18 protein-coding genes and 1 pseudogene are annotated in these 16,756 nt (G+C 34.3%); 6 read left to right on the plus strand and 13 right to left on the minus strand.

The genetic code is table 11. The features are described from left to right. Nucleotides 1-11 precede the first annotated feature (11 nt). From rbsA to ACFQ02_RS04730, 7 genes are all read right to left on the minus strand, one after another. Nucleotides 12-1,505, minus strand: a complete 1,494-nt coding sequence (gene rbsA, locus ACFQ02_RS04700) for a ribose ABC transporter ATP-binding protein RbsA (protein WP_380819960.1) — start codon at nt 1,503-1,505, stop codon at nt 12-14. A gap of 8 nt (nt 1,506-1,513) precedes the next feature. After that, a complete protein-coding gene (gene rbsD, locus ACFQ02_RS04705; protein ID WP_380819962.1) occupies nt 1,514-1,933 on the minus strand; it encodes a D-ribose pyranase in 420 nt (139 codons plus the stop codon). Nucleotides 1,934-2,174: 241 nt separating this feature from the next. Then, the gene (locus tag ACFQ02_RS04710; RefSeq protein WP_380819965.1) at nt 2,175-2,888 is read right to left on the minus strand and encodes a 7-cyano-7-deazaguanine/7-aminomethyl-7-deazaguanine transporter; all 714 of its coding nucleotides are present in this window, start codon (nt 2,886-2,888) and stop codon (nt 2,175-2,177) included. 186 nt (nt 2,889-3,074) lie between these two features. Next, complete coding sequence (locus ACFQ02_RS04715; RefSeq protein WP_380819967.1) at nt 3,075-3,398, minus strand: glycosyltransferase family 25 protein; 324 nt, start codon at nt 3,396-3,398, stop codon at nt 3,075-3,077. A gap of 222 nt (nt 3,399-3,620) precedes the next feature. Then, nucleotides 3,621-4,739 carry an IS1595 family transposase gene (locus ACFQ02_RS04720; protein WP_380819970.1) on the minus strand — a complete coding sequence of 373 codons (1,119 nt, stop codon included), beginning with the start codon at nt 4,737-4,739 and terminating at the stop codon, nt 3,621-3,623. 211 nt (nt 4,740-4,950) lie between these two features. Next, entirely contained in the window at nt 4,951-5,328 is a 378-nt protein-coding gene (locus ACFQ02_RS04725; protein ID WP_380819972.1) for a hypothetical protein, read from the minus strand. 861 nt (nt 5,329-6,189) lie between these two features. Beyond that, nucleotides 6,190-6,558, minus strand: coding sequence for a helix-turn-helix domain-containing protein (locus ACFQ02_RS04730; RefSeq protein WP_380819975.1), 369 nt, complete (start codon nt 6,556-6,558; stop codon nt 6,190-6,192). 125 nt (nt 6,559-6,683) lie between these two features. Between ACFQ02_RS04730 and ACFQ02_RS04735 the strand changes: the two genes are divergently transcribed. Then, nucleotides 6,684-7,232, plus strand: a complete 549-nt coding sequence (locus ACFQ02_RS04735; RefSeq protein ID WP_380819978.1) for a DUF4013 domain-containing protein — start codon at nt 6,684-6,686, stop codon at nt 7,230-7,232. Nucleotides 7,233-7,346: 114 nt separating this feature from the next. Then, entirely contained in the window at nt 7,347-7,715 is a 369-nt protein-coding gene (locus tag ACFQ02_RS04740; protein WP_380820174.1) for a DUF805 domain-containing protein, read from the plus strand. Nucleotides 7,716-7,739: 24 nt separating this feature from the next. Here the strand turns inward: ACFQ02_RS04740 and ACFQ02_RS04745 are convergent. The 6 genes and pseudogenes from ACFQ02_RS04745 to ACFQ02_RS04770 form a co-directional block, all read right to left on the minus strand. Further along, nucleotides 7,740-7,928, minus strand: a pseudogene (locus ACFQ02_RS04745) (transposase); the annotation flags it as partial. After that, complete coding sequence (locus ACFQ02_RS04750; RefSeq protein WP_380820176.1) at nt 7,894-8,778, minus strand: VENN motif pre-toxin domain-containing protein; 885 nt, start codon at nt 8,776-8,778, stop codon at nt 7,894-7,896. The pseudogene ACFQ02_RS04745 and the gene ACFQ02_RS04750, both read right to left, overlap by 35 nt. Before the next feature lie 161 nt (nt 8,779-8,939). Continuing rightward, nucleotides 8,940-9,446, minus strand: coding sequence for an Imm42 family immunity protein (locus tag ACFQ02_RS04755; protein WP_380819979.1), 507 nt, complete (start codon nt 9,444-9,446; stop codon nt 8,940-8,942). Continuing rightward, complete coding sequence (locus ACFQ02_RS04760) at nt 9,443-11,539, minus strand: VENN motif pre-toxin domain-containing protein (protein WP_380819981.1); 2,097 nt, start codon at nt 11,537-11,539, stop codon at nt 9,443-9,445. The genes ACFQ02_RS04755 and ACFQ02_RS04760 overlap by 4 nt, the downstream gene beginning before the upstream one ends. Further along, on the minus strand, nt 11,469-12,053 hold the full coding sequence (locus tag ACFQ02_RS04765; protein ID WP_380819982.1) for a glycosyltransferase family 2 protein: 585 nt from the start codon (nt 12,051-12,053) through the stop codon (nt 11,469-11,471). Before ACFQ02_RS04765 ends, ACFQ02_RS04760 begins: the two co-directional genes overlap by 71 nt. A gap of 15 nt (nt 12,054-12,068) precedes the next feature. Then, entirely contained in the window at nt 12,069-12,884 is an 816-nt protein-coding gene (locus ACFQ02_RS04770; RefSeq protein WP_380819985.1) for a glycosyltransferase family 25 protein, read from the minus strand. A gap of 136 nt (nt 12,885-13,020) precedes the next feature. Between ACFQ02_RS04770 and ACFQ02_RS04775 the strand changes: the two genes are divergently transcribed. The 4 genes from ACFQ02_RS04775 (at nt 13,021) to ACFQ02_RS04790 (ending at nt 16,747) form a co-directional block, all read left to right on the plus strand. Beyond that, on the plus strand, nt 13,021-13,785 hold the full coding sequence (locus ACFQ02_RS04775) for a glycosyltransferase family 25 protein (protein WP_380819987.1): 765 nt from the start codon (nt 13,021-13,023) through the stop codon (nt 13,783-13,785). A 124-nt stretch (nt 13,786-13,909) separates the two neighbouring features. After that, nucleotides 13,910-14,857 carry an alpha-2,3-sialyltransferase gene (locus tag ACFQ02_RS04780; RefSeq protein WP_380819989.1) on the plus strand — a complete coding sequence of 316 codons (948 nt, stop codon included), beginning with the start codon at nt 13,910-13,912 and terminating at the stop codon, nt 14,855-14,857. 79 nt (nt 14,858-14,936) lie between these two features. Then, entirely contained in the window at nt 14,937-15,608 is a 672-nt protein-coding gene (locus ACFQ02_RS04785) for an acylneuraminate cytidylyltransferase family protein (protein WP_380819991.1), read from the plus strand. A gap of 242 nt (nt 15,609-15,850) precedes the next feature. Next, nucleotides 15,851-16,747, plus strand: a complete 897-nt coding sequence (locus ACFQ02_RS04790) for a glycosyltransferase family 25 protein (protein WP_449329121.1) — start codon at nt 15,851-15,853, stop codon at nt 16,745-16,747. The last annotated feature ends 9 nt before the right edge of the window (nt 16,748-16,756 follow it).

The raw sequence follows: 16,756 nt of genomic DNA on the forward strand, positions 1-16,756 counted from the left end.
CTTCTTCATCATTACGCAACTTTACCAATTGAAGCCGCAAGCAATTTTTCTTGAGTAGCTTCATCGCGTTCAAATTCAGCATTAATTTTACCTTCGTGCATAACTAAAATACGATCACTCATTCCTAATACCTCAGGCATTTCAGAAGAGACTAAAATAATACTCAACCCCTCTTGCTTGAATTTATTAATCAACTGATAAATTTCTTTTTTAGCCCCCACATCCACCCCACGCGTTGGTTCGTCTAAAATCAGCACTTCTGGTCTTGTCATCAAACCTTTTGCTATCGCTACTTTCTGTTGATTTCCACCAGAAAGCAGGCTAATTTGCTGGTTAAGTGATGGCGTTTTAATATTAAAAAGTTCAATAAAATCATTTACAACCATTCTTTCAGCTGTATGATTAATCCTACCTAATTTAGAAAAATGATGAAGAGCCGTCAGCGACATATTTTCTTTCACTGACATTCCTAGAACTAAGCCATCACCTTTTCGATCTTCAGAAATGTATACAATGCCTTGATCTAATCCATCTTGTGGGCTTTTTACATGAATTTCTTTACGATTTAACCGCACTTTACCCCGTGTTTTTGGTAATGCACCATAAAGCATTTTCATCAATTCTGTACGCCCTGCTCCCATGAGTCCAGAAATACCTAAAATTTCGCCATGATGTAATTGGAAACTCACATTTTGCACGCCACTACCAGTTAAATTTTCTACAGACAAGCAAACATCACCTTTTTTCTGCTCAATATGAGGATATTGTTCATCTAACTTACGCCCCACCATCATTTCAATTAAATATTCTTCCGTTAAATCAGCTGCCGCACTTTCGCCAATAAATTGACCATCACGCAATACAGTTACATCATCACAAATTTGAAAAATTTCTTTAATCCGATGTGAAATATAAACAATGCCACACTGTTGGGATTTTAATTCATTAATAACTTTAAATAGGGCTTCTGTTTCTGTATCAGTTAAAGCATCTGTTGGTTCATCCATAATAATCACTTTCGAATTAAAACTTAATGCTTTAGCTATTTCCACCATTTGCTGTTCACCAACTGACAATTCACTGCAAAGTAGATGACTACTATGCGATACATTTAATCTAGAAAGCAATTTATCTGCTTCTTGATACATTTTTTTCCAATCGATTGCCCCCCACGGAGTCGTAAATTCACGTCCTAGAAAAATATTTTCTGCAATCGTTAAATTTCCCACTAAATTTAATTCTTGATGAATAATAGCAATACCTGCTTCTTGAGAATCTTTTGTTCCTTTGAAGTTTACTTCTCGCCCTAAATATTTAATGCTACCTCGATCCTTACTATAAATCCCAGTAAGTACCTTCATGAGCGTTGATTTTCCTGCACCATTTTCTCCCATTAATGCCATCACTCGCCCTGAATAAACAGACAAGCAAGCATTACTTAACGCTTTAACGCCAGGAAAAGATTTCTCAATAGCCGAAATTTTTAACAACGTTTCATTCCGCATAAATCCTCCTAAAATGGCACGCCTGAATACAAAATTACATTGGCATAGGGTGAAAATTCGCCTGTTCGCACAACCGCTTTACTGGAATGCGTCAGCAACTTAAAATCCTTATGATTAACAAACTCCACCGCAATGTTATTGTTTTGTTTTTTTTCCAACTGCTTAATTCTCTGCAAAAGTGCAGTTAGAATTTGAGGATTTTTCTGCTTAATTTCTTCCGCGATCACTGCTCTTTCGACAAACATCTCACTCACCACTGCATCAATAGTCTGCAAAAAAGTAGGAATATTTTTCGTCAAAGCTAAATCAATACGAGGGCATTGCATTGGAATTGGCAAGCCTGCATCACTAATCGTTAAACAATCTGTATGACCAAGACTAGCAATTGTATGAGAAAGAGAAGGATTTAAAATAATTGTTTTTTTCATCTTTACGCCTTCTAAACAAAACTAAACTTTAACCGAATAGCTAAACAACCGAACACTCATCGAAACGTTTCGATGAAATTCGAAAACAGTTTAAGAGAAAAATGATGGAAAGAAAAACACTCATTTTTAAATTTGTGATCAAGATCTCAGAAAATCGAACTCAAAAAATTTATATAAAAAGAGCGGTAAGAATTTTAAACATTCTTACCGCTCTTTCAAAAAACAAAAAGTAACGCTAAATTCAAGCCATTTCTACTACAGAAGATGAAGTCAAAGCATCAATTTTACGTAAAATCGCTTTAAGTACCATACCATAAGCGGGTACAAAGAATAAAAGACCAATAAATAATTTAAATAAATAATCAACAAAACCTAATGAAAACCAGTGTTCCGCCATAAAAGGATCACTGCTTGCATAAAATGCAACGGAAAAGAACAAAAATGTATCTGCAAGCGATCCAAATACCATTGAACAAGTCGGAGCAATCCACCAAGTTTTTAATTTACGAAGACGATTAAACACTAATACATCTAATAATTGACCAAATACATAGGCAGAAAAACTTGCAATTGCAATACGAAATACGAATATACTAAATTCATTTAGAGCTGCCAACCCTTGATATTGACCTTCAAAAAATAAAATAGAAATAACATAACTCACGATTAAAGCTGGAAACATTACGATAAAAATAATCCATCTAGCTTCTTTTGCACCGAAAACTCGAACAGTTAAATCTGTCGCCAAGAAGACAAATGGAAAAGTTAGCGTTCCCCAAGTACTATGAAAAGAAAAATCCTCCATTGCATCCATTTTTGACAATGGCAAATAAATTTCAAAGGGAATTTGTACTAAATAGTTACTCGCTGTAATAATAAAAATGTGGAAAAAACTAAGTAAAATCAATGCTCTTAATTTTTGTTGATCATTAAAGATCGAAAATGTATTTTTCATAATATACCTTTTTATTTAATAAATTGGGGTTAGGGAACCCAAGAGGTTAAAAATTAGGGGCGGAATAATACCGAATGAAAAAACAGAATTCAAGCAAAAAGTAAAAATCACACTTATAAACTTTAAATTAAAAAGATCAAAGTGCAGTTAAAATTGGAGCGGTCTATTTTTTTGTACTGTCTATTATTATCGACTGAATGTCCAGTAAATAAAACGCTTAATACGATCAACTATTGCAAAATATTCACGTCTAATTTTAGTCATAAAACGACGGTTATTTTTATTCATCGTAATCTGACTTTGTTTTGTATAATCTGGTTTAACACAAGGTGGAGTAATACCAAGTAAAGCGACATGCGTTTCATAAAAACGATCCATGCCAATATCTACGTTATATACCCATTCTTGAAAGTAATCCAAAAACTTCTGTGCTGCTTGTGGAGTAAGATAGTAACCTGTTGCATTACTATAACCAAAATAATGTTGTTCTAGTTTTGAACCATCTGACAAAATATGAACTAATTTTGTTTTAATTTTTTACTATTAGATAAAATTTCTGATGCCCTTAACTCCCAAAACATAGTTAAGGGCATTTCTTTTGCTTAATTCTAACTTATTTTCCCACACATTCGACAAAATTTCCTTACCGCAGACGTAACCAATCCGCTCAACCTTGTAAAAGGTAAGCAATTTTCCCTGATGCAAATCGGGATGTGATTTTGCAATTAAAAGTTAAGCTGCAAGTAATTCCTGTTCATACTTCATCATCTCATTGAGATTTTTGAAGTAGGTTTGGGAGATTTCTTCAGGACTGAAAGCGGTTATACCAATAAGCTCTTGGGTTCGATGATTACCTTGCCAATAGCCGACCCATTCTCTTAATGGCAATACCCATAAACAGCGTTTAAGAATATCATTGAACAGCTCACCATTAGACTTTTGACGGTTATCCGACATAAAGGCAGCTTGATTGGCGTAATGTAGGGCGTATTTATTATCACATTTATGATGTACGCCACGATGTAAATCACGAAAGCGAGCATTGAAGGATTCAGCAAGATTATTGTTGATGCCTTGATAGTTATACGCTTCTTGGTGATTGACTGACCAGACGTTGTAATGGAAATCTAACTGCTTATAAGCAGGATTTTCATCGCAGAAAATATCGCTACCTTGTTTTACAAAGCGTTTGTTCATTGCAAAAATGGTATCAGCGTTTTCGGTATAATCCATCGCAACGATAGTGCGGTTTGAGCTTTGTAATTCATCATTGGAAGCACGCTGCACCAGACTGATGATACAACGTTTTGTCGGGCGGAATTTGGGATAGCCTGTTTTCTTTTCTCTCTGTTTGGCTCGATTATTGTGGAAATTGGCTTTACGCTGACGAAAGTTAATCCACATGCCGTCCTGATGAATTTCACCTTGCAAAGGTGATAAATTGCGTGTTTTAAACAGAGCCTCACGCAGTTTTTGGCAAAGCACATAAGCTGTTTTATAACTAACACCCAAATGACGGCTCATCGTAATCGCCGATATGCCTTTGACTTCATTCACAAATAAGGTGATGGCTGCGAGTAAATCGACAAGTTCCAGTTTATGAAAGACAAAAATAGTATTAGTCGTAATATAGAAATGGCGAGAGCAATGTTTGCACTTCCAACGTTTACGAGACGATAAGAAATAGGCGTGATGTCGGATATTGCAGTGCGGGCAGCAGACATCATTCAGATTGTCAGGATTGCCCCAGCGAGTGCCTTTCATTAGGCGGAATACTTCCCATTCAGATAGGCGGTAAATGGTTTTCAGTTTGAGTGTACGAGATTGGGGAGAAAGCAAGAAGTGTTGCATCGTGAAACCCTTGTTTTATTACATAGCTTCCCACTGCATAAATCCGTAGGGATATGCAGTAGCCGTAGTAATAAAACCCAAAGGGTGTGACGGCTTTAACGTGCGGTATAAAATCCGCTGATTTTTTGTCTCAAACAAAAGACACCTCGTTAGACTATGCCTAACGAGATGTCTAATTTATCAAAAAATGAGCAATTTGTCAATCCGAAGGCTAATTTATAAGCTCGAATTTTCGTTGATAAACCTCGTATCTTTCCAGTAAATAATTTTCCACATCATCGTAAAACCATTCAAGAAAGCTATCAAGCTCTTCAATATATTTTTCTGCTTTCAACCTTGCATAAGCTCGTGTATCGTTTGGGAAGATTTGATGATAAAATGGCTTCCGCTCATCATAGCAGCACCATTCATCATCAGTAGGTTTAGCACTTGTTTCTATTTCATCCCAACCAATTATCTCCTCTTCATAGGGGATTGAAGCAGGCTTATTATATAAAATACGGATAAGGTGCTTTTCTTCTTCTGAGGGAAAAATGGTGTTAAACCAAACCTCAGAAAACAAGATCCGCTTAAAAATAAAAGACTTCATTCTTTATCCTCTAAGCGGAAATAATCTTCCCAATATTCCTCTCGTTTGGCTCGATTTTTTGCTGAAAAAAATCCAGTTTTTTGAGACAAAACAATACATTGGCATTTCTTGTAGGTAGGTTTTTCGGGATGTAAACAGATCGCTTAAGTAGGGAATTAGTTGGAGCTCCATAATCAATACCTCCATACTGCACACTAGCCAGCTTAACTCCCCATATTCTTGCCAGAAGATAGAATCTGTTTTTGTTAACCATAATGATAAGCCGATTAGTATGCACATAAAAATAAGATAGTAACTTGGCTTTAAGGCTAAAGCATTACGACAAATTAACATCAAGAGTGGAATAGTAACAAGTTCAAAGAGAAATGAGTTCATGATGATTTCCTTCTGTGAGTTGAAAAATATTCGGGATGAAGGGACTTTTCTCTGTGGGCAAAAAGGTATTATTTTATAGGGTGCTTGTCAAGCACTTTCTTTTGTCAAGCATTTTTTGAAAATTTTGGTATTTTTGAAACTATCCAGTTGGAGAAAGGGCTAGATTATGTCAAGAGAAATTTTTTGATAAGTTTAATTGCTGATATTTTGAACATTCTTTGATATGACAGTCATAAATCAATCATCCCATAATTTGAGCATACTATTCCTAAATGAAATGCTATATGGAAATCCCAAATTTTATTACATAACTTCCCACTACATATTCAATACTAGTATGCAGCAGATACAGTAATAAAACCCAAAGGGGCTGCTTTAAAGTGCGGTATAAAATTCGCTGATTTTCTTTTATATCAAATAAAGAAAACTCGCTAGACTATGCCTAACGAGTTTTCTAATGTGTCAAAAAATGAGCAATTTGTTAAGTTATCGTTGCAACGTGTCTAAAAAGACCAACAATCCTCTGCGTTCATCTGCATTTAAGTTATCTAAGTGATGAGCTAAACGGGTGCGTATTTCATCTTCCGCCACAGGAATAAACTTGCGTGATGTTTTCGGTTCATCCGAAAGGCAATCCAAAAAGAACCAAACAATTTCCGTATCAAGAGCTACGGCAATTTCGACAAGGTGCGATACATTGATTTTGTTATCGCCACGCTCATAGCGTGAAAGCTGTTGCTGTGCAATGCCTATCTGCTCAGAAAGGATAGATGTTGTCAGCCCCAACTCTTTGCGACGCTGTTGGATCCGCTTCCCAATCAATCTATCCACTTCTGTTACAGACAATTTCGACATAACAACCTCACTTATCTTTTATTGTTATTTTTGTCGATTATTTACCTATAAATGAATATCTGATAAAAGTACATATTAGCCTTTTATATGAGTAAAGGCGTAATCAAAACAACACAAAGGAAACTATGAGTATCTTTAACCGCCTAGCGAATGAGTATCGGGAGAGTTATACCTATCTTTTTACTGATAAATCATTCTATAAAAAGCTGTGGGTTCTCCCATTGCTCTTACTATTCCCTTTTATTAAGTACCCTTTTGGCATAATCTTTATCAAAGGTTGGCAAGTGCAAATAGTGACGGATTTGGCGAGAAATAAACCTCTACAGTCACTGCATTTTGGAAACATCTTTCTGAAAGGTCTGCAAGTTACGGCCGTTACCTTACTGTATTTTTCGGTTCCCACCATCCTATGTTATGCACTCGGATTGAAGGGCATTATTGGATTTTTCTTAGATATTTGGGAGTTGATCACTGGTGGACTTGAAGGATATTTAACCGATTATATTCAGGACTACATTTTAAGTTTCGTCATCTACGGCATTTGGGGCTTAATTTGTAATCCATTGATCCAATGCGGCATTATTCGCTATGCTATTTTTAGCCCCTTTTCTATTAGTCCTTTATTACGGATCAGTTTCTCACGAATTAGGGCATTTAGCTCAGAAATTCTGTGATGAAAGATATGAGCCTGAATTATCACTAGAAGTTAAAGAATCTGCTAAACCAATTCTTTTAATCGACACAAATAAGGAGTCCACTATGGCAACTGAAATCTCACTGTTTACTTTATTGAAGGTTATACTAAAAATTACGTCAATTTTAACGGACGAGCGAGAAAACGAGAGTATTGGGGATTTACTCTTTTTAATACTCTCATTTCGATTATATTGATTATGGCTGGTGTTACTGGCGTTGGAACAATTCCTGCATTGATTATTGCACTTGCTATGATGCCACCTTCTATTGCAATTAGCGTCAGACGATTGCATGATGCAAATAAATCAGGTTGGTTTGCATTAGGCTTTTTAATTATGCTTATCCCTGTTATTGGAGAGATTATTGGTATGATTCTCACTGTTGTTATAGGCGTTCTTGAAGGTACTAAAGGGGAAAATCAGTATGGGGAAGATCCTTTAAAACAGAACACGCTAGAATAAATAAGGGGCTGAAGTAGATTAGCCCTAAATTTTACACCATTTTCGCAAGGTTTTAAGCTGTATTTTAGGTGTCCCAACGTTAAACCGAAATTCACATTCCTTCAAGAATAAAGGAAAGTTTTTTCGGTTTATTCCATTATATTTTCGAAGCACTCGCTTGGCTTGGCTCCAAAAATTTTCAATCCCATTGATGTGATTTTCTCGCTCGGCAAATATCTCGCCAAACTCCTCCAATCCATTGAACCGTTTTCCCTCCCAATGAAAGCGTTGCAACACCACCTACATTCGCCCATATCGCTTTACCAACATCTTCACCTGTTGCAGAAGTCATTGATAATAACTGGCGTTCAATTGAGTGAGCAGGAATATCTTGAGCAAAAAACTCTTTTGGCAAACTAATCACTGCCTCACCAACTTTAATTGCATCCTTACCGATTTGCGTTACAGGTGTTTTAATTATGTAGTCCGCCGTATTACCTAGGAATTTAACTGTACCATCTGCTCCCGATACAATACCCAAGGCAAATGATTTTGCTTGTTTACCCTCATAAGAACGATTCCAAAAGTATTCATTATGTGCTAAATAATTTGATAGTTTAGAATCATCACGTTTTATTGTTTTGCTAAAATCCCAGTTATATAAATTCTCTATTGGAATATTATAAGAATGAGCTATTTTTGTTAATTCAGTATGCAGATAATCTCTTTGAACTGAATTTAATTTATTGGGGTCTTCTTGATATAACTTAATTAGATGATCAATATAGCTACTCTTTATTAGGAGTTCTGATGTTCTTGCTTTTCGTTTTTCATTTAATGAATTATTTTTATTAAATAACTCGCTACTTTCCAAAACGTATTCATCATCTTCTTGAGCTAATAAATTATTCTCTACCGCCCGTTTTGCAATATTTCCCCCTAAAGCCACCGCTTGTGTGCTGTCTCCCATTAAACCACTTGCCAGTCCACCAGCTAATTGGCTTAAGAAGGTGATGTTTTTCTTTTCCGCTTCGGTCAGTTGGTTTGGCTTTTTGTTTGGGTAAAGGGTATGGGTGATGAACATTGCTGCCGCTTCGCCACCTGCCCCTGCTGCTGCACCTGCCAATGCATTGTTACCTGTGGCTATCGCCTCAATGCCACCTAATATAGCGTGAGCAATTAAGTTCGCTTTTTTGTTACTATCTAACCGTTGCTAAAAATTTCACCATCTGTAATAAGAGAATCTCAGTCTACCCTTTTGGATATAGCTACATCGGAGTTATCGGGGATAATTGAACCATTAAAGTCAAGTTTAGAAAATTCTTGAAAAACATTTATGACATCACCAAAGTAAAAATTAAATAACTCTATATTGCTACCATTCTGAACAATTATATAATCATACATTTTATCAGCCATATAAAATATTTTTAGACCATGATCATTCATATCACTACTTTCTAGAGAAAATAAAAATTTATTCTCTAACAGAAATAAAGTGTATTCATCATCATTAATATTCTTTAAAAAATGATTAACTACCTGCCTATCTACAAATTTCATATCTTTAATAAGGTTATAGAATAAGTATTTTAGATTTGTATTAAATTCTGTAACATATAATTTATCTGGGTATTTAACACCATATATATATATATCATATATACCATTTATCCAAGGCGTACTATCTTCATTCCATTCCTTTATTAAGTTAAATCCTATAGCAAACTTAAATGGATCACCAATTATCATTTTGAACCTCTCAACTTTTTCTTAACTTCATTAGGTATATGATTTTCATTTAATGGATTAGAAATATCATTTGTGCTGCCACTCCAATGAAATTCTAAAGTATTTTTATCACCAAAAAACCTATGAATATTTCCCTTTGAATCAACAGAATATCTTACATCTTTTTTAGCATCATATTTAGTACTAGGAACTGAGTTTTTAAATAACTCTATTACATTATTAGGTTCTAAACCTGCATTAGGATCTTTACCATTTACATGTTTAATATTTGAACTATAAGACAGAACCCTTCCATCCAAAGTTTTAATATTTTTTTCTGATACTACCTTAGCCGTAGGTTTTGCTATAGGAGCTGAATATTTAACTTTCTTCGCAAAATTAGCCTGAGCCCGATCCGTAGCAAAAGATCTTCCTGCATTCTTAGCCTCATACATCTCCTGACCAACTTCAATAGCCATTAATGCCAATTGAATCATTGTTGGAGAACCATCTACTAATTCAATACTATGACGAGCTGCCTCATTTCTAATAAAATCCAGTGCTTGAGCTTGAATATCAGGAGGAAGAGGATGAAAATTCTTATAACCCTCTGCCGATTTTACACCTGCATCCATTGCCATTAATGTACCAACATAACACATTAAACCTTGCTGATTACACGCTTGAAGATCTTTTTCAAATTCAGCTTGGCTTATTGCTTTATATTTCTCATTGATTTCATTTAGTGATTTTCCTTGAGCTATCGCATCACTTAGCTCTTTTAAGTAATCGACAGATTGGCTTGCATCTAGAGCATTATTCTCCACCGCCCTTTTTGCAATATCTCCCCCTAAAGCCACCGCTTGTGTGCTGTCTCCCACTAAACCACTTGCCAGTCCACCAGCTAATTGGCTTAAGAAGGTGATGTTTTGCTTTTCCGCTTCGGTCAGTTGGTTTGGCTTTTTGTTTGGGTAAAGGGTGTGGGTGATGAACATTGCTGCCGCTTCGCCACCTGCCCCGGCTGCTGCACCTGCTAGGGCATTGTTACCTGTGATGGTGGCTTCTACCGCCCCTAAGATGGCGTGCGCCAGTAAATTCGCTTCCGTATTCACCGAACCATCTGCATTTTCTGTGTGGCGTTTGATTTGCTCATTTAAATACGGTGAAGCAAGTCCTGCGATTGCTTGCCCTGCATCTTTCGCCGCTAAGCCTTGTAATGCAGCTGTAACCGCCTCCACTGCACGCTTGGTTGTACTGCCTGTGCCGTATGCTTTGTCGTAAGCTTTCTGTAAATCGTTTAGCTGTTGGGTTAATTCATTCACCTTCTCTTTAGTAGCGTTTGCTGCCTTGGCTTTGCCTAATGCCAGCTTCGCTTGTTCGATTTCTTCCCGCTCACTGTGGGTGTAAATCTGCATCGCCTTGTCTGCGATTTCACCTATCCCTTTGACCAGTTCTTGGGTTTCTTTTACCTCTGTGAGGTCGTGCTTCGTCACCTTCTGATTCGCATTTTCCGTATCTCGATTCAGCTGTTTGAGCGTAATCTCTGCATTCGGGTCTTCTGTGAGTGTGATGCCAATGTTTTCGCCTACCGCTGAATGTGTTGTGCTTTGGCTACTTTCGTTTTTATTCCCCAGTAAACTTAACGCTGACATTGGGTTGATGCCACCTGAGCCTCCGCTGATTGCCACGCTTTTCGTTTTTAACTCGCTGTGGTTTTGGATGTCCTTTGTTGTTAGGGTGCCTGTTTGGAAACGGTTGTCCGCTTTATCTGCTTGGCTGCTGATAACCGCGCCTTCAAGGTGGGTGTTGCCTTTCACAACGACATCCATTCCCCCTTTGCCCACGTCAACACTTGTTTGGTTTTCTACCTGTGCTGTATTGAGCTTCGCTGAGTTATAGGCAGCATTAAAGTTAGCCCCTCCGCCCGAACCGTAAGTGACCGATACACTTCCTCCCGCTTGGGCATGTTCGCTTTTGTATTTCATCACATCTTGTCGGCTGATGAGCTCAAGGTTTTGTACATCCCCCTCCCAACGTTCGGCTTTAACATTGTTTATAATCTTCTGCATGAGGATATAATTCATCATAATGTAGATGATATTTATTAAAAACATCACTCTTTATAATCATAGTATTGTGATGCATTACATTATTAAATGGAAGTCCTCTTATAATTTCATTATGATTTAAACAACTTTTGAATATCTGCCCATTATGAGTGTAATTTCCAAGATGCCCAAGTTGATTATCACTATGCCATACAGTAATAAATCCTCCAACAGCAAGTAAATCTGGCTCTTTTTCCATTTTTTCTATTATAGTTTGAATCCAAAATGGTTCAGTAACATCATCTGCATCTGTTCTCGCAATATACTTTCCCTTACAATATGTTAAGCCTTTGTTTAGGGATTTAATGAACCCTATGTTATTTTTATTTTCGATAATAATAATTCTAGTATCTTTATTGGATAACTGAGTAAGAATTTTTCCTGTGTTATCAGTAGAACCATCATTTACTATAATTATTTCAATATGATGATATGATTGGAGCATAACAGAACGGATAGATTGTTCTATAAATTTTTCTGCATTATAAGCTGAAATTAACACAGAAACTAAGTTACTCATATTAAGATACCTTTTCTATAAAAATTTTACAATTTGATATTCTTTTTGTTTTTTTATTAATTTTTCTTGCTTTCTTATTTTATAACGCCATATTTCTCGTTTTATTTTTTGCCAAAGATTACGTTTTATTTTTTTAGAATTCATTATTTTTCTGCGATCGGGTTCAATGTCGCTTTTTAAATGACTTTTTTCTTTATATAATGTTAATTCTTGAATTAAAATTGCTGGATTTAATTGATAAATTTGATACTGATTGTCAGATAGTAATTGATTAAAAATGATTTGATCAATAGGATGAATATCATTTACAGTCATTTTTTTAAATTGAGCCAGTAAATTTTTTGCCATAGGTTGTGAAATAATATATCCAGCTGTTCCCCAATGCGATGATTTTAATTGGTTAAATTTACGGTTTTTAAATGTTTTTATGAGTGTGTTACGATCCTCTTCTACTTCCATTAAAAATGTTTCTAGACGGATAATAAAATTATTTTCTAATTTAAACCGCTCTTTTAGCCAATCATAATTTTTAATAAAAAAATGTGCTTCATTACTTAGTAAAATATCGTCTTCAAAAATGCTAATAAAAGGAAGATTATCATCAATACATTTCTTCCACAATAATAAGTGGCTAATTAAACAGCCTTTTTCTCCATTAGTTAATTCTGTTTTATTTAAATTAGGTACTAAGTTTAGTATAATATTATCGTTTGCTTCATTGGGTTGAAATGCATTAGAAAATGTGAAAGGAATGTTTTGTTCTTTGAATTCTTTTTCAATATGTAAACGGCGATCAATTGCTGTTTCTAAACTAATAACATGATTAAACATAAAGTTCTCATAGACATAACTTATAGTAATTATATATTTATAGCATTTAGAGAAAAATGAAGCAAATAAAAATAATTGACTTTATTTAAAAAAATTTTTAGGATAAATTTATTTTTTGTTGCATTTCGGATAGATTATGTCAATCAATCAATTAACACCTATTTTTGTAATAAATTTAGAAAAAGCAGCTGAAAGAAAGGCTTTTATTTCCCAGCAATTTAATAAACTTCAACAACAGAATCCTAATATTGTAATAAATTATCATTTCTTTAAAGGTGTAAATGGGAATGACGAGCCAAACCATCCACTATTTGCTAAGTATAATCGAGAGAAACGTTATAAACGTAAAGGAAATGAAATAACGTTAAGTCAATTAGGTTGTTATGCCAGCCATTATTTGATGTGGGAAAAATGTGTGCAATTGCAACAACCCATTATTGTGTTAGAGGACGATGCAATTTTGCAGCCTAATTTTTTAACTGTATATCAATTTTGTCATTCAACTGAAAATCAATTTGATTTTTTTTGGTTAACTCATTCTAATAGTAAAAAAATCAAAACAAAATTAGTTCATATTTTGTCAGATAATTCAAAATTAGAACAACATTATTTTGGTTATAGTAATGCAACAGGTTACTATCTTACTCCACAAGTGGCACAAAAATTCTTACATTACTCACAAGAATGGATACATAACGTAGATATTGGCATGGATCGTTTTTATGAAACGCATGTCGCTTTACTTGGTATTACTCCACCTTGTGTTAAACCAGATTATACAAAACAAAGTCAGATTACGATGAATAAAAATAACCGTCGTTTTATGACTAAAATTAGACGTGAATATTTTGCAATAGTTGATCGTATTAAGCGTTTTATTTACTGGACATTTAGTCGATAATCACGCACGAAAGGATAATATAGTTATTTTTAATAATTAAATTTTAATTGTCCAATTATTGTATTGGTAACAATAAATAATCTTTCAGGCTACCTGAACAATATTTTTTAATGAGGTTTATTATATGAACGATGTAAATAAAAATAAACAGTCTCAATTTCCTAAATGCAAAGCCGCCTTAATTGCTGGTAATGGTCCGAGTTTGGCACAAATTGATTACAACCGTTTACCTGATGAAATTGACGTATTCCGCTGTAATCAATTTTATTTAGAAGAGCAATATTATGTGGGCAAGCAAATTAAAGTTGCATTTTTTCATAATGCGTTATTCATTGAACAACAAGCTACCATGTCAGAGTTACATAAAAATAACGAATATCAATGCGAGCAAATTGCGTATTCTGACTTTGAGAGTCGGCTTCTTTATTCACAAAAAGCTGAAGATTTACTCAATTGGTTTCCTGACACATTAAATGCTTTCATTTTATATCGTGAAAAACTACCCGAATTGGCAAAACATACTCTGCATTTAGCTTTATTTCATAATAAAGTGGTAACTTCTGGTGTTATTATGGCACTAACAGCGGTAGCGATGGGATACAAAAAACTGTATTTTACAGGGATAGATTTGTATGAATCAACAAAGCAAACTTATGCTTTCGATAGCAAAAAAACTAATCTTATTAAACTTCAACCTAGATTTAAGTCTAACTTAATAGAAATGAATAAAACGTGGCATTCTGCTGAGACAGACTTATCTATTTTGCATTTGCTACAAGAACTTTATGGTATAGAAATCTATTCTGTTTCACCCATTTCACCATTAAGCAAACATTTGCCACTTGCTCCTAAAACAGGGTTAGAAGAAGTTAATCGTAATAAGATGTATTTTGCTAAGCCAAAAGATTGTCTAAAAGATATTAAAGTACCTAGTTCGGCTTTTTACCGCTATTTCCGTAAGAAATATCATCCACAAAAACTAAAAAACAATTTAATCTACCGATTGATTTTTGATTTACTACACCTACCTAGCCATATTCGAAAATACTTGCACCACAAAAAGAAATTATGAAAAAAGACAAAAATCCTATGTTTCACAGGTATCCATGCCTATTAATACTGATACAAAAAACCCTTTATGAGATTTTCTTATGAACACTGCTATTATTACTGCTCGAGCCAACTCCAAAGGCATACTACACAAAAACCTACAAACCGTTGGTGGAATATCCCTTTTAGCACACGCTATTTTAGCAGCAAAGCAATCAAGGCTATTCGAACGTATTATTGTTAGTACAGATGGTAAAGAGTTGGCACAGCACGCTTTGAAGTATGAAGCCGAAGTCATTATTCGTCCAGCTGAACTAGCTAATGACACCGCTCGATCTATTGATGCTGTTTGCTATACTCTGCAACAAGCTGGCATTTGTACAGGCACTACGACTTTATTACAACCTACATCTCCTTTGCGTCGAACTCATCATATTCAAGAAGCCTTTCAATTATATGATCCGATTGAAAAGGGTTCTGTCATTTCTGTTTGTGTTGCAGAACATCACCCCTATAAAACATTATTATGTGAAAATGGTAACTATTATGCTGTGCGGCGAATTGAAGACTTAGAAAGCCCACGCCAAGCATTACCTATTGCGTACCGCCCCAATGGTGCAATTTATATCAACGACACCACAAAATTACTACAATATCGCCGTTTTTTTCTAGATCCTATACAATTATATGTAATGAATAAAAACGACTCATTAGATATTGATAACACAGCAGATTTGGATCACGCTAACTATTTATTTCAGCAGGGTCTATAAATACAAATCATGAAAAAGATAGAAAATTGCAAAAATAAATACATCGAATTACTATATCAAAATATCCTAGAATGCTATTTTTACTAACAATGTTAAAATCCAATTTATTTAATAATTTATATCCACAACTTGAAAATCCGCCAAAACAGTGAAAAATGAGAATGTCTCGTTAAAATATAAGCTGAAACGTCATTACAAAGATCTCAAACATAAATTTAAATATGGAATTTATTAAAATGAAAATGGAGAAGTACAATGATAAACAAACAAACAAACAAACAAACAAACAAACAAACAAACAAACAAACAAACAAACAAACAAACAAACAAACAAACAAACAAACAAACAAACAAACAAACAAACAANATCCGCAACAGAGCGTAGAGAACATATCGAAAAAGAGTTTTCTAGAAAAGGTATTTCATTCAAGTTTTTTGATGCCTTGTATCCATCTCAAACGCTTGATGTTGCTATGAAAAAATTTTTCTCTAAATTATATTCAACTAAAGCACTAAGTACTACTGAAAAGGGATGTTTTATGAGTCATTTAGCCTTATGGCAAAAATGTCTCAATGAAAACATGCCTTTTATCTGTATTTTTGAAGACGATGTTTATTTAGGAGAAAATACAAATCTATTTTTAAATCAATTTAATTGGATTGAAGATAGATTTAATACAAATGAATCTTTTATTATAAAATTAGACACTAATCTTATACCTTCAAAATATAGTAATGCAGACAAGGCTAACTATTATAATAGGACTTTTTTAAATTTAAAAAGTGGACATTATGGAGCTGGGGGATATATTATTTCAAAAGTAGCAATTAAACGTTGCCTAAACTTGTTATCAAATCTTTCTATTAATGAATTTAAACCCTTAGACATTCTGTTTTTTGAGTTATTTTTATCGGATAAAAACTATTCTGTTTACCATTTATCACCTGCTTTATGTATTCAAGATTCTATTTTAAATCTATCAAACCATAATTTAATTAGCTATTTAGATATTGAAAAAACTTTAATAGAGAAAAGTACACAACTAGAAAATAAGAATAAGGGATTATGGATAAAACTAATCCGAAAATATTTTAGTTTTTACAAAAACTTATTTTATAAAAGAGTCAAATTTAATTAATGTAAAAAT

Source organism: Seminibacterium arietis (genome assembly GCF_042675725.1).
Lineage (GTDB): Bacteria > Pseudomonadota > Gammaproteobacteria > Enterobacterales > Pasteurellaceae > Seminibacterium > Seminibacterium arietis.

Bases quoted from the DNA above. Each gene is read 5' to 3' on its own strand.
- rbsA (WP_380819960.1), bottom strand. From the start codon at position 1,505: ATGCGGAATGAAACGTTGTTAAAAATTTCGGCTATTGAGAAATCTTTT.
- rbsD (WP_380819962.1), bottom strand. From the start codon at position 1,933: ATGAAAAAAACAATTATTTTAAATCCTTCTCTTTCTCATACAATTGCT.
- ACFQ02_RS04710 (WP_380819965.1), bottom strand. From the start codon at position 2,888: ATGAAAAATACATTTTCGATCTTTAATGATCAACAAAAATTAAGAGCA.
- ACFQ02_RS04720 (WP_380819970.1), bottom strand. From the start codon at position 4,739: ATGCAACACTTCTTGCTTTCTCCCCAATCTCGTACACTCAAACTGAAA.
- ACFQ02_RS04725 (WP_380819972.1), bottom strand. From the start codon at position 5,328: ATGAAGTCTTTTATTTTTAAGCGGATCTTGTTTTCTGAGGTTTGGTTT.
- ACFQ02_RS04730 (WP_380819975.1), bottom strand. From the start codon at position 6,558: ATGTCGAAATTGTCTGTAACAGAAGTGGATAGATTGATTGGGAAGCGG.
- ACFQ02_RS04735 (WP_380819978.1), top strand. From the start codon at position 6,684: ATGAGTATCTTTAACCGCCTAGCGAATGAGTATCGGGAGAGTTATACC.
- ACFQ02_RS04750 (WP_380820176.1), bottom strand. From the start codon at position 8,778: ATGTTCATCACCCATACCCTTTACCCAAACAAAAAGCCAAACCAACTG.
- ACFQ02_RS04755 (WP_380819979.1), bottom strand. From the start codon at position 9,446: ATGATAATTGGTGATCCATTTAAGTTTGCTATAGGATTTAACTTAATA.
- ACFQ02_RS04760 (WP_380819981.1), bottom strand. From the start codon at position 11,539: ATGTTTTTAATAAATATCATCTACATTATGATGAATTATATCCTCATG.
- ACFQ02_RS04765 (WP_380819982.1), bottom strand. From the start codon at position 12,053: ATGAGTAACTTAGTTTCTGTGTTAATTTCAGCTTATAATGCAGAAAAA.
- ACFQ02_RS04770 (WP_380819985.1), bottom strand. From the start codon at position 12,884: ATGTTTAATCATGTTATTAGTTTAGAAACAGCAATTGATCGCCGTTTA.
- ACFQ02_RS04775 (WP_380819987.1), top strand. From the start codon at position 13,021: ATGTCAATCAATCAATTAACACCTATTTTTGTAATAAATTTAGAAAAA.
- ACFQ02_RS04780 (WP_380819989.1), top strand. From the start codon at position 13,910: ATGAACGATGTAAATAAAAATAAACAGTCTCAATTTCCTAAATGCAAA.
- ACFQ02_RS04785 (WP_380819991.1), top strand. From the start codon at position 14,937: ATGAACACTGCTATTATTACTGCTCGAGCCAACTCCAAAGGCATACTA.